This is a genomic window from uncultured Gimesia sp. (genome assembly GCF_937919775.1).
Taxonomy (GTDB): Bacteria; Planctomycetota; Planctomycetia; order Planctomycetales; family Planctomycetaceae; genus Gimesia.
Genome location: NZ_CALFPF010000594.1, coordinates 1 through 12,770, shown reverse-complemented (window position 1 = coordinate 12,770; position 12,770 = coordinate 1). Strand labels below are relative to the sequence as shown.

At 50.4% G+C, this 12,770-nt stretch carries 10 protein-coding genes; 7 read left to right on the top strand and 3 right to left on the bottom strand.

What is annotated here, in order from left to right; genetic code table 11:
- Window positions 1–665: metal-dependent transcriptional regulator (locus tag Q0294_RS17200; protein WP_299467925.1), on the top strand; the 665-nt coding region annotated here is incomplete at its 5' end.
- A gap of 75 nt (window positions 666–740) precedes the next feature.
- Window positions 741–2,171: an adenylosuccinate lyase gene (gene purB / locus Q0294_RS17195; protein ID WP_299467923.1), complete on the top strand. Its 1,431-nt coding sequence runs from the start codon at window positions 741–743 to the stop codon at window positions 2,169–2,171.
- An 89-nt stretch (window positions 2,172–2,260) separates the two neighbouring features.
- Here purB and Q0294_RS17190 read toward each other — a convergent pair whose 3' ends face one another.
- Together Q0294_RS17190 and Q0294_RS17185 are read right to left on the bottom strand one after the other, a co-directional pair.
- Window positions 2,261–3,709: a DUF1501 domain-containing protein gene (locus Q0294_RS17190; RefSeq protein WP_299467921.1), complete on the bottom strand. Its 1,449-nt coding sequence runs from the start codon at window positions 3,707–3,709 to the stop codon at window positions 2,261–2,263.
- Window positions 3,710–3,713: 4 nt separating this feature from the next.
- On the bottom strand, window positions 3,714–6,095 hold the full coding sequence (locus Q0294_RS17185) for a PSD1 and planctomycete cytochrome C domain-containing protein (RefSeq protein ID WP_299467919.1): 2,382 nt from the start codon (window positions 6,093–6,095) through the stop codon (window positions 3,714–3,716).
- 394 nt (window positions 6,096–6,489) lie between these two features.
- Between Q0294_RS17185 and Q0294_RS17180 the strand changes: the two genes are divergently transcribed.
- From Q0294_RS17180 to Q0294_RS17160, 5 genes are all read left to right on the top strand, one after another.
- Window positions 6,490–7,461 carry a threonine/serine dehydratase gene (locus tag Q0294_RS17180; RefSeq protein WP_299467918.1) on the top strand — a complete coding sequence of 324 codons (972 nt, stop codon included), beginning with the start codon at window positions 6,490–6,492 and terminating at the stop codon, window positions 7,459–7,461.
- A 190-nt stretch (window positions 7,462–7,651) separates the two neighbouring features.
- Window positions 7,652–8,419: a glucose 1-dehydrogenase gene (locus tag Q0294_RS17175; RefSeq protein WP_299467915.1), complete on the top strand. Its 768-nt coding sequence runs from the start codon at window positions 7,652–7,654 to the stop codon at window positions 8,417–8,419.
- 105 nt (window positions 8,420–8,524) lie between these two features.
- On the top strand, window positions 8,525–9,289 hold the full coding sequence (locus tag Q0294_RS17170; protein ID WP_299467913.1) for a DUF1080 domain-containing protein: 765 nt from the start codon (window positions 8,525–8,527) through the stop codon (window positions 9,287–9,289).
- Window positions 9,290–9,366: 77 nt separating this feature from the next.
- Window positions 9,367–10,899 (top strand): xylulokinase, encoded by a 1,533-nt coding sequence (gene xylB, locus Q0294_RS17165; RefSeq protein WP_299467911.1) that lies wholly within the window; start codon window positions 9,367–9,369, stop codon window positions 10,897–10,899.
- Window positions 10,900–11,500: 601 nt separating this feature from the next.
- Window positions 11,501–12,538: a sulfotransferase gene (locus Q0294_RS17160; RefSeq protein WP_299467909.1), complete on the top strand. Its 1,038-nt coding sequence runs from the start codon at window positions 11,501–11,503 to the stop codon at window positions 12,536–12,538.
- Between the two features lie 43 nt (window positions 12,539–12,581).
- On the opposite strand, the gene Q0294_RS17155 is transcribed toward Q0294_RS17160, so the two are convergent.
- On the bottom strand, window positions 12,582–12,770 hold a 189-nt coding region (locus Q0294_RS17155), incomplete at its 5' end, for a hypothetical protein (protein ID WP_299467907.1).

Sequence of the window (12,770 nt, the reverse complement as noted above, 5' to 3'; positions counted from 1 at the left end):
TAACCGTCGAGAATTACATGAAGGCTATCTTGCAGATCAGCCTCCAGTCCGGCTCAGATTGGATCAGTACCGGCGAATTGGCCAAATATATGGATGTGGCTCCCGGAACTGTCACCAGCATGCTCAAAACGCTGAAGCAATCCAAACTTGTCGAGTACCGCCCGTATGAAGGAGCCTCTCTGACAGACGATGGCAAACAGACGGCGATTCGGGTGCTGCGACGACATCGGTTGATTGAGTTGTTTCTATTCCAGACGCTGAAGCTGACGTGGGACCAGATCCATGCGGAAGCAGAAAATATGGAACATGCGGTAAGTGATTTTCTCGTCGATCACATCGACGAGTATCTGGGGTTTCCGGAAACCGATCCGCACGGCGATCCGATTCCTTCCATTGATGGCCAAATGCGTCGCGCTTATCCAAACCTGACCACCTTGGCTGCATGCCAACCTGGCATGCACGTTCAAATTGTCCAGGTGACCGATCAGGAAACCGAATTTCTGCGATTTCTATCCCGGTCAGGATTGAAGATCGGTTCACGAGGCACCGTGAAAGAAAAAAATGCAGAGGCGGGCATTGTGGTTTCGGAATGGAACGGGCAAATGATCTCGATGGGAATTCATGTCGCAGAGAATGTGAAAGTGGTTCCTGTCGTAGAGTCTTAGTATTAAATGAAATCGATATGAGCTAATAGAATCCGATTGAATTCGAGGTTCACCGCCCTGAAGAAAGAGAAGAAATTGAGTCATCTTATTTATGAAAATCCGTTGATCAGTCGTTACGCGTCCCAGGAAATGAGCCAGATCTGGTCGGCTCAGAAAAAACATTCCACCTGGCGCCGATTATGGGTTGCGCTGGCGGAATCACAGCACGAAATGGGTCTGCCTGTGACAGCCGCGCAGGTTCAGTCATTGAAAGCAGCCGTCGACGACATTGATTTCGATCTGGCTGCTAAATATGAAAAAGAACTGCGCCACGATGTAATGGCGCACGTGCATACATACGGCGATCGTTGTCCGGACTCGATGGCGATTATCCATCTGGGTGCCACCAGTTGTTTTGTGACCGACAACAGCGAACTGGTCATGATTCGGGAAAGTCTGGAACGCGTTCGCGCCCGACTGGTTTCCGTCATCGATCATCTGGCGAAGTTTGCCAAAGAATATCGCGAGTTACCCTGCCTCGGATTTACTCACTTGCAACCGGCGCAACCAACTACGGTTGGCAAACGGGCAACGCTCTGGTGCTATGATCTGATTCTGGATCTGGAAGAAATTGAGCACCGTCTGGAAAAACTCCGCTTTCGCGGCGTGAAAGGGACGACCGGAACACAGGCGACGTTTCTGCAACTGTTTCAAGGCGATCATGCAAAAGTCGATGAACTGGATCGGCGTGTGACAGAAAAGATGGGTTTCACAGATCGTTACGCGGTCACCGGGCAGACGTATTCGCGCAAAGTGGATGCTCAGGTTTTATCAGCCTTGAGTGGCATCGGTCAGTCGGCTCATAAAGCGGGGAATGATATTCGGATACTGCAAAGCCGCAAGGAACTGGAAGAGCCGTTCGAGAAGAATCAGATTGGTTCGTCGGCAATGGCATACAAACGGAACCCGATGCGATCCGAGCGGATGTGTTCGCTGGCTCGATTTGCGATCAGCCTGACCGCGAACGCGGAAGATACCGCCGCGACTCAGTGGATGGAACGCACGCTGGATGACAGTGCCAACCGGCGTTTGTCGCTGCCTCAATCGTTTCTGGCCATCGATGCCGTTCTGATTCTGTTTCGCAATATCGTAGACGGCATGGTGGTATATCCCAAGGTCATCGAGAAACATCTGAATGAAGAACTGCCCTTCATGGCGACGGAAGAATTTCTGATGGCCGGTGTCGAGGCTGGCGGCGATCGTCAGGAATTGCACGAGTTGATTCGCGTTCACAGTCAGGCAGCTGGCGCGGAAGTAAAAGTGCATGGCGGACAGAACGATCTGATTGAACGCCTGCAGAAAGATCCTGCGTTCAAAGACTGTGATCTGAACAGTGCTCTGGATGCCCGGAAATATATCGGTCGCGCTCCGGAACAGGTCGACGCGTTCATTGCCGAAATTATTGAACCGGTCAGACTGCGTTACCAGAGTGATCTGGCGCAGAGTGCGGAAGATTTGAAAGTATAACCCGCTTGTTTCAGCAGATTCAAAAGCGAAGACGCCCCGATGATCAATACCATCGGGGCGTCCTCCTTCAGGGACTATACAGTGCCATGCTACGTCAGAATATTTTTGATGACGTGCGCTTCTTCGACACCTGTGAGTCTGGAATCCAGACCTTGGAACTCTACGCTGAACCTTTGATGATTTATCCCGAGCAGGTGCAACATCGTCGCGTGCAGATCGCGAACATGCACGATGTCTTCCACGGAATTATAGCCTAATTCGTCGGTCGCACCATGAGTAATACCCCCTTTTATCCCTCCTCCGGCCATCCACATGGAAAATCCTTTGATATGGTGATCGCGGCCCGCCCCCCCTTTTCCCTGGAACATGGGAGTCCTGCCGAATTCCCCTCCCCAGATCACGAGGGTTTCATCAAGCATGCCGCGCTGTTTGAGATCATTGATCAGAGCCCACGTTGGTTGATCCGTTAGGCCACAACAGGTATTCATATAGCGGACCAGATCGCCGTGATGATCCCAGCCCCGATGATAAAGATGGATGAAACGAGAGCCTCGCTCGGCCAGACGTCTGGCCAGCAGGCAATTTGTGGCATAGGTTCCCGACCCCGGTTCGGCGCCGTACATTTCCATAGTCTGTTTTGATTCGCCGGATAGGTCCATTAATTCGGGAACCGAGGTCTGCATTTTGAACGCCATTTCGTAAGCGGCGATACGGGTTTCAATTTCTGGATTGGCGACACGCTGATTGCGGAAACGATCGAGTGTCTGAACGGTCTCAATTAATTCTTTCTGCTGCCGGGCACTGACACCGGCAGGATTCGTTAAATAGTTGACCGGGTCTCCGGTGGAGTTGAATTGCACTCCCTGATAGCGACTGGGAAGAAAGCCGGTTCCCCATTGACGCGAAGCAATCGGTTGCGGATTTCGTCCGCCCACACTGGTAAGCACGACGAACCCGGGCAGTTCTTCCGTTTCACTACCGAGCCCGTATGTGATCCAGGAGCCCATGGAAGGTCGTCCGCTGATGGCGGTTCCCGTGTTGAGAAACGTGTGTGCGGGGTCGTGGTTGATCTGTTCGGTGACCATCGAGCGGATAATGCAGATGTCGTCCGCGATTTTTGCCGTCCAGGGGAGAAAATCGCTGATCTCCTGCCCGTTACGGCCGTACTTGCGAAATTTGGTCAACGGCCCCTGGCACTTCAGTTCTTTCCCCTGCAACTGGGCAATCGGCTGGCCTTTGGTGTAACTTTCGGGAAATGGTTTTCCATCCATTTTCGCCAGCTTGGGTTTATAATCAAACGTTTCCAGGTGAGTCGGACCACCGGCCATGCAGAGAAAAATTACCCGTTTTGCTTTCGGTGCGAAATGCGGCAAGCCGGGAAGACCGCCGACTAAGGACTGCGTTGAAGTCGATTGCGCGACAGCATTTTTTTCACCGGACAACAAGGAACTGAGTGCAGCCGCTCCCAGTCCGACACCGGAATTCGTGAGGAACGTGCGGCGATTCAGGCCCGTTTGTAGCTGATCGAAATTTACCATTATGTTAATTCCTCGTCACCACTTCATTCAGATTCAATAACGCCCGAGTGACTTCCGTCCAGGAAGCGAGTTCAACGGCGTTCAACTCCGGATTTGTTTTGGCTAAACCGGCTTTCGTCAGTGCAACGGCCTCTTTCGGTTTTGATTGATATGCCTTGCGATTGGAATTCAATAAGGCGATCAGCACTTCCGATTCCATTTCTTCAGGAGCACGCGAAGTTGCTCTGGAAAATGCATAGCGAATTTTTTCTGTGTCCGAATCACCGCCGTTCTGGAGAACGTCTTCGGCGAATTTGCGGGCTGCTTCGATGAATGTGGGATCGTTCAGCAGAGTCATTGCGGCAATGGGAGTATTGGATCGTGGTCGCTGTGCCGTACATTCCTCACGGCTGGGTGCATCAAAGGCTTTCAACATGGGATGCAGAAACTGCCTTTGCCAATGCACATACAGGCCGCGGCGCCACTGTCGTTCATCCGTATCTGCGACGTAGGTCCGTTTGGGAAAATTCAAGTGTCGATAATAGCCCTCTGGCTGATAAGGCTTCACACTGGGGCCGCCAACGTCGGTCACCAGTAAGCCGCTGACAGCCAGCGCATTATCCCGAATCATTTCTGCAGGCAGGCGAAAGCGTGCCTGCCGATCGAGCATCTGGTTGAATGGATCACGTTTTCGCTGTCCTGCTGTTTCGAGGGAAGACTGACGATAGGCGCGACTCATCACGATGAACTTGACCATCTGTTTGACGTCCCATTGATCTTGATAAAATTTCAGAGCCAGTTGATCCAGCAGTTCCGGATGATGGGGTGGTCCCCCCTGCCCGCCAAAGTCGTCCAGCACGGGCGCAATCCCGTGACCGAAGAAGAGATACCAGAAGCGGTTGGCCATCACGCGCGCCGTCAGCAAACCATAACCGTCTTCGTCTGACAGCCAGTTCGCCAGATCAAGTCGGGTTAAGCGACGATTGTCAGTTTTGAGTGTTCCCAGAAATTCGGGTATGGCCGGTTGCACCACGGGACCCGTTTCATCTAGCCAGTTGCCCCGCGGGAGAACTCGAATTTCCCGAGGTTGGATTGAGACCGTAATCATGGTTTTTAGCGCACTGCGATCAATGGCGGCACGCGTTTTTTTCAGTTGATCTAACTGTTGTTTGAGTTGCTTCTGTTCCTGTTCATCCTTTGTTTTTTTCAAAGCCTGTTCCGCGGTTTTGATATTCGATTCAATCTCGGCGATCTGTTTCTGTTCCTGATCCGAATAGAGAAAAATTTCCGGTTCTCTGATGGTGGGAATGCGGTCAGAGCCCCGCTTCAGGTGCTGATCTTCATCAATATCAGCGAAAAATGAGACCAGTGAATAAAAGTCCTTGATCGTATAAGGATCATACTTATGGTCGTGACACTGGCAGCAGCCCATCGTTGCCCCCATCCAGACGCCCGAAAAATTACGGATGCGGTCGGCTGCGTAGATGGCCAGATATTCCTTGCGCTGCACGCCCCCTTCGTGGGACGTTTGCAGCATTCGGTTGTAACCGGTGGCGATCTTTTGCTGCAGCGTGGGTTCGGATAAGAGGTCCCCCGCTAACTGCTCACGCGTAAATTGATCGAAGGGTTTGTTCTCATTGAACGCCCGGATCACATAGTCCCGATAGGGGGAAATGTGATGATCCTGATCGCCGTGATATCCTACTGTATCGGCGAAGCGAACCAGATCCAGCCAGTACATCGCCATCCGCTCGCCATAATGCGGAGACGCCAGCAAGCGATCCACGAGTTTTTCGTAAGCCTGCGGTTTTTGATCTTTGACAAATTGATCTACTTCCTGCGAGGTGGGGGGGAGTCCCGTTAGATCAAAACTGAGGCGACGGATTAACGTGACCTTATCCGCTTCCGCTGCGGGCTGCAGATTCAGTTGTTCCAGGCGCGACAGGATAAAATGATCGATCCAGTTCACGGGCCAGCTTTGATTTTTGACTTCAGGCGCCGGCGTGGCTTGTGGTTTCAGATAAGCCCAGTGTTTTGACCAGGGTGCCCCTGCTTCGATCCATTGTTTGAGCAATTGAATTTCGGCGGGCTTCAGCGATTTACCGGAATCAGCGGGAGGCATGACGAGATCAGGATCGTTGCTGGTAATGCGTTCGAACAGCAGACTTTGCTCGGGGTGGCCGGGACGAATGATCGATTCGTCTCCGGATTTCGATTTCAGTCCCTGTTCGAGATCCAGGCGTAAATCTGCCTCGCGATGAGTGGAATCCGGGCCATGACATTGAAAGCAGTTTCGCGACAGAATCGGGCGAATGTCTCGATTGAAATCAACTTTTTTCTCTGCTGAGTCGACCGGATGCGGAAGCAGCATACAGGCAATCAGCCCGATCCAAAAATGTTTTATCACTACCCGCAACATGGTCATTCGCCCTCAGTCGGGGACGCGAGTGAAGTACCGGGGAAGATGCTGTTACAGCCCGGAATTCCTGGCACATCAAACGCATTAAAAACTGGTTTGGTGATACCGATCCGTCACGAATGAAGTTAACGGTAGCCAGACTCCCAAAGCCTGGCAGGCAGGATCATGGTGACTGGCATGCAGTATTGACCACTGTCAGTCTATACTACAATGATATCAGGCGTTTAGAGCCTCTGCAACGATGAGTTCCCGTGTTTGATCCTGAAATCAATCGTTTCAGAACTTGACAATCAGAGGTTTTATGACGAACTTCATCAGCAGCAGTGTGTCATTCCGAAAAAGTTCTTTCCCGTTGCGAAATCAGTGAAGTCAGGTATCCCTTATGCAACCTCCTACCTTTCAGGATATTCAGGACGCAGTCCCCCGTGTTCGTCAAGTCCTGGCTCCGACGGCCCTTTATGAGTGGCCCGGTTTGAGCCAGTTAACGGGGGCAAGCTTCTATTTAAAGCATGAAAATCACCAGCCGGTGGGCGCCTTTAAAATTCGTGGGGGGATCAATCTGGTCAGCACGCTTTCAGACGCGGAACGTCAGGCAGGAATCATCGGATGTTCGACAGGCAATCATGGTCAGTCGCTGGCGTATGCGGCTCGCAAGTTTGGCGTGAAATGCACGATTGTGGTTCCGCAAAATAATAATCCGGATAAAGTCCGTGCCATCAAACTGCTGGGGGCGGAAATCATCGAATGGGGAGAGGATTTCGACGAAGCAAAACGATATCTGGAGCAGGAGCTGGTCGATGGAAAACGGCGTTACGTGCATTCCGCCAATGAACCGAAACTGATTGCCGGCGTAGGAACTCAGGCGATTGAAATTTTTGAAATACTGAAGGCACCGGATGTGATTCTCGTTCCCGTGGGTTTGGGAAGCGGCGTTTGTGGAACGGGCATCGTCGCGAAACACTTGAGTCCGGGCACGGAAATCATTGCTGTGGGGGCAGAGAACGCGCCGGCCAATCAGTTATCCTGGAAGTCAGGAACGATGCAGACGACGGCGTCAGCAGATACCTGGGCCGAAGGAGTTGCCACTCGTTCGGCTGCTGAATTGACTCAGGAAATCATGAAGTCGGTTGTGGATGATTTTCTACTGGTCGGCGAAGATGAGATGCGAATCGCCGCCTATCATATCCTGAAGGAAACACACAATCTGGTAGAAGCAGCGGGCGCTGCTGCTCTGGCGGCAGTCCTGAAAGATAAAACACGATTTCAAGGTAAGACGGTCGTAGCGATTTTAAGTGGCGGCAATTTGAACCTGGCCGAGCTTCCTGAAATATTACGCCTCGGTTCTCATTTGTAATCTTTGCCTGATCGGCTCTCATGGGAACGCGGGAAAAATAAAGCTCATTTAATTAATCCCTGTTTGAGAATTCATCTCAGCCTTTGATTGGAATTCCCTCGCGGTAATTGTTACCGTTAATGGCAAACCGGAAAAACACGAACGGTTGATTCCGAGTTTGATCCTGCGAGATATCACAATTGAGGGAAGTATGAGATTTAAAAATCGCGTCGTCATTGTCACCGGTGGCAGCAAAGGGATTGGTGAAGGTTGCTCGCGCGTTTTTTGTCAGGAAGGCGGGCTGGTAGCGATTCTTGCGAGGGGCATGCACGCTGGTCAGGATTTAGCCCGCGAACTGAATGAAAAAGGTCCCGGTAAAGCAATCTTTATTCAATGCGATGTCGGCGAACACGAACAGATTCGATCTGCAGTCGAACTGACTGTGCAACAGTTCGGCCGACTGGATTGCATTATCAATAATGCGGGAGTTCACCCAGCGGCAATGTCTCTGGAAGAAACCAGCATCGAAGAAATGGAATCTTTGATGCGCGTGAACTTTCTCAGCACGTTTGCCGGTGCGAAGTATGCCTTGCCGCATTTGCGCAAAACCAAAGGGACGATTATCAATATGTCGTCGATGACGGCGGTTTTGGGTCAGCATCACTCGACCGCTTATTGTTCGACCAAAGGCGCTCAGGTCAGCTTCACGAAATCTCTGGCGATTGAACTGGGAGAAGCCGGCATTCGGGTCAATGCGATTCTGCCGAGTAATATCGATACGCCTCTGATGCGTGACTGGGCTGCGACTCTGCCCGACCCCGAGACGGCATTGAAGCGTGTTGCCGATCTTCAGGTTTTCAAACGCATGGGAACCATTGAAGAAATGGGGCGACTGGCTTTATTTCTGGCGACCGAAGATTCCAGCTTTCTCACCGGGCAAGCCATCGAAGCCGAAGGGGGCGCCAGTCTCGACTATTGATTCGCGGGACACTTTCACAAAGTCGGTTTTCGTCAGAACACATTGAATTTCGAAGCATTGAATTCATTCTTTACACTATCAACATCGAGATAAAAGGACATCATTATGACAGGCTTCCGCAAAGGTTTTCATATTCTGGTCGTTGCTGTGTTTCTGGGAACGGCTTACCACACCTATGGAAATTTAGTGGAAGAATATAAGAACGGTTTGATCTGGAAAGAGCCGACTGTGGTGACTGTCAATCCGAATCAGCCACCCTCGGATGCGATTGTGCTGTTCGATGGAAAGAACCTGGATCAATGGAAGGGCGGCGCTCAATGGAAAATCCAGGACGGTTATGCGATTACTACAGCACAAGACATCGAAACCAAACAATCGTTTGGTGACTGCCAGTTGCATCTGGAATGGGCGACTCCGGAAAAGATTGAAGGCAAAGGGCAAGGCCGCGGGAATAGCGGCGTGTTTCTGATGGGGAAATATGAAGTCCAGATTCTCGATTCGTATGAGAACAAAACATATTTTGACGGTCAGGCGGGATCGATTTATAAGCAATGGCCGCCGCTGGTCAATGTCTGTCGCAAGCCGGGAGAATGGCAGACATACGATATTATTTTCAATGCTCCCCGATTTAATGAGAATGGGCAACTGGTCAAACCAGCTTATGTTACCGTGATCCAGAATGGTGTAGTTGTGCAAAATCATACGGAACTGCAAGGCGCCACTTTTTATCATCAGCCACCGTTTTATACCGCTCATGAAGAGAAACTGCCGATTCAACTTCAGTTTCATCGAAACGATACCCGGTTTCGCAACATCTGGGTTCGCGAAATTGCCGCAGTCCAGCCGATTGGTTGCGTCTGTCCCGAGTGAGAGCTTATCGTATCAAGCTTACGTATGATTCCGGTAACAGCGATTGATTTACAGACTAAGGGATGAGGGTTAACAGTATGGCAATTTTTCTGGGCGTGGATGTCGGAACGAGTGGAACAAAAACACTGGCAATGCAGGAAGATGGAACCATTCTTGCTTCCGCGACGATAGAGTATCCGCTTTTTAGCCCTCATCCCGGCTGGTCGGAACAGCACCCGGAAGACTGGTGGCAGGCGACGATCAAAAGTATTCGCAAAGTATTGAAGGATGGCAAAATCAAGCCTGCGGATGTCAAAGGGATTGGACTGAGCGGACAGATGCACGGCAGTGTCTTTCTCAATAAAAAACACGAAGTCATCCGGCCTGCCCTGCTCTGGAATGATCAGCGAACGGCTGCGGAATGTGCTGAGATCGAGCAGCGTGCCGGCGGACGGAAAAAACTGATCAGCATGGTGGCGAACCCCGCCTTAACCGGTTTTACAGCGCCCAAGATACTCTGGCTTCGTAATCATGAGCCCAGGAACTTTGATAAGACCGTGCAGGTCTTGCTGCCCAAGGACTATATTCGATATCGATTAACGGGAGAGTTTGCGACCGAAGTCAGTGACGCTTCGGGGACATTACTGCTGAATGTCAAACAGAGAAAGTGGAGCCGTCCGCTTTTAAGTAAACTGGAACTGGATGAAGGTTTGTTACCGGAAGTCTATGAATCGGAAGATGTCAGTGGGCATTTAACGGAAGACGCTGCCCGGCTGCTGGGACTTTCCAAAGGCGTGCCCATTGTGGGAGGCGGTGGCGATCAGGCCGCCGGTGCGGTCGGCAATGGAATCGTGAAAAAAGGTGTGATCTCAGCAACAATGGGAACGAGCGGGGTGGTGTTTGCTCACAGCGAGGAAGTACAGATTGATCCTGAAGGCCGGGTGCATACTTTTTGTCACGCGGTACGTGACAAATGGCACGTGATGGGGGTTGTCCTTTCAGCCGGTGGTAGTTTGCAATGGTATCGTAATCAACTCTGCGAACAGCTGGTCGCCAGCGCCAAACGTCAGAAGGTTGACCCGTATCAACTGATCACCGCGCAGGCAGCCGAGGCGCCTGCCGGAAGTGAAGGGCTGTTTTTCCTGCCCTATTTGACCGGTGAACGCACGCCTCATGCCGACCCGGATGCACGGGCTGCCTGGATTGGATTAAGTTTGCGTCATGGACGTCCTCACCTGAGTCGGGCAGTGATAGAGGGGGCGACTTACGCTATGCGAGATTCTCTAGAAATCATTCAGGAGCTGAATATTCCTGTCCAGGAGATTCGGCTCTCTGGTGGAGGGGCACAAAGCTCCTTCTGGCGCCAGCTTCAGGCAGATATCTATGGCCAGAAGGTGGTAACAATTAACGCCGAACAAGGGCCTGCTTATGGCGTCGCGCTATTGGCAGCAGCCGGGACGGGGGCCTATAAAGACGTGGTGGAAGCCTGCTCGGCGACGATTCGGGTGGTGGAGAGCACGAACGTAAACCCCAAAGACAGAAAAGTATACAATAAGTCATACCCTGTTTTCCGTCAGCTCTATCAGTCTCTCAAAAAAGATTTTCAAGACATCCGAAGTTTAGTAGACTAGGCTAGTGTTCACTGTCGGGTACTTTCAGAATCAGAACCTGTCATGCTTCCCAGTTCTCAGGTTAGATCAGAGGAACGGCGCGTTTCGAAATAATTTCCGGTCCTGTTAATTGTAGAGCTGAGGATAAACAGTTAGTTTAGGGAAAGTATGGGCACGCGCTTTATGCCGTGTGGTCTCGGCTGTATTTGATCAATCCAGTTGAACGGGAGAGAGTTCGTCGAAGTCTTTCTTACAGGATGCCGAAATAAACTCAGTAAAGGCCCTGTGAATCTTGGCTGTTCAATTACGGATAAAATGGATGTAGTAGTACAAAATTAGCAACATTGTGGTTAAACTACTTTCTCTGCCACCAGAAATAGATATAGTATATACTTTACATTTCGGCCGAGTCGTGTTGATCCACGTTTTCTGAGTTCGGGCAGAATTATGATCAGACGGACTTTGACTTGAGTTGAAAAGAGTAGGACAGTCTCTTCAGATGACGAAACCCCAGGAAAAGAATAGTGGATCTACCCAAGGCCCTTTTTGTGTCTGGTCTGGAATTGGATTCACAAATTATATCAAACTAATGAGACTGCGTCCCACCATTCGATGGTCTGGCATGTCTCGCTTGATTTCTTCCGGTTTGTTAAGTATTTCCAATTCTTTCTTTGCCCTGTTTGAAAATTTAATTTTCAGCCGCAAAGTCAATCGGACAAAACTGGAACCACCGATATTCATCATCGGGCATTGGCGCAGTGGTACAACGCTGCTGCATAACCTGATGTCGATGGACAAGCAGTTCATTTATCCCAATATGGGGGCCATGCTGTTTCCCTCTCATTTTCTTCTCACAGAGCCTGTACTGAAACATGTGGTGAAGCATCTGTTACCGAAACAGCGTCCCATGGACAACATGCCTGTTACCTGGGATTTGCCCCAAGAAGACGAAACGTCCATCCTGTTGCTGCATTTGATGTCGCCTTATCTTGCAATTAGTTTCAGTGATCAGCCAGAGGTTTATGATCGTTACTATGAACTGGATCGACTGACTCCCAAAGAAGCATCCCTCTGGAAAAAGACATTTTTGTATTTCATGAAGAAACTGACATTCAAGTCAGGCGAAAAGAAGCGTGTACTTTTAAAGTCCCCGACGCATACGTTTCGGATACCGTTTCTGCTTGAGATGTTTCCCGATGCTCAGTTCGTTTATATTTATCGCGATCCGTATAAGGTTTATAACTCAACACTTCATCTGCGCCGCACCATGTTTGGTGATAATGGCTTTGCTCCGCTCGACATGGAAAAATTAGAAGAGGACATGTCGAATATTTATGTCAATCATTTGGATGTTTATGAGCGGGACCGACAGATCGTGCCGGAAGGCCAGCTGCATGAAGTTCGCTTTGAAGACCTCGAAGAAGATCCTGTGGGTGAACTCAGAAAACTTTACGAGCACCTGAACCTGCCTGATTTTGATGATTTGGTAAAGAACATGCAGCCGTATTTGAAGGATCAGAAGTCCTATAAGAAAAACAAATACGAAATGGATGCTGCCCAGGAAAAGAAAATCTATGAGCGCTGGCAGAAAGCGTTCGAGATGTTCGGCTACGATCGCCTACCTTCGGAAGCGCTGGTCAAAGCACGCGTGGCGTCCTGAGATCCCCTTCAACGCTACTTTAAACAACTCACTTCATGCCGGGTTACTGTTCCTGCTCTGAAGATGATTTCCTGTCAGCCGTTTGCTGGTTCTTTTGTCTCATTTCCAGAATCTGTTTTTCCAGCATACGTTGCTGATCCTGTATCCGGGAAATCATCGTAACCGATCTGAGTCTCGATGCACTCATGTCACCAATGGCACTCAGGATGATCCAGAACGCGATCAAGAGAAT

Bases quoted from the DNA above. Each gene is read 5' to 3' on its own strand.
- Q0294_RS17160 (WP_299467909.1), top strand. From the start codon at position 11,501: ATGTCTCGCTTGATTTCTTCCGGTTTGTTAAGTATTTCCAATTCTTTC.
- Q0294_RS17180 (WP_299467918.1), top strand. From the start codon at position 6,490: ATGCAACCTCCTACCTTTCAGGATATTCAGGACGCAGTCCCCCGTGTT.
- Q0294_RS17170 (WP_299467913.1), top strand. From the start codon at position 8,525: ATGACAGGCTTCCGCAAAGGTTTTCATATTCTGGTCGTTGCTGTGTTT.
- xylB (WP_299467911.1), top strand. From the start codon at position 9,367: ATGGCAATTTTTCTGGGCGTGGATGTCGGAACGAGTGGAACAAAAACA.
- Q0294_RS17175 (WP_299467915.1), top strand. From the start codon at position 7,652: ATGAGATTTAAAAATCGCGTCGTCATTGTCACCGGTGGCAGCAAAGGG.
- Q0294_RS17190 (WP_299467921.1), bottom strand. From the start codon at position 3,709: ATGGTAAATTTCGATCAGCTACAAACGGGCCTGAATCGCCGCACGTTC.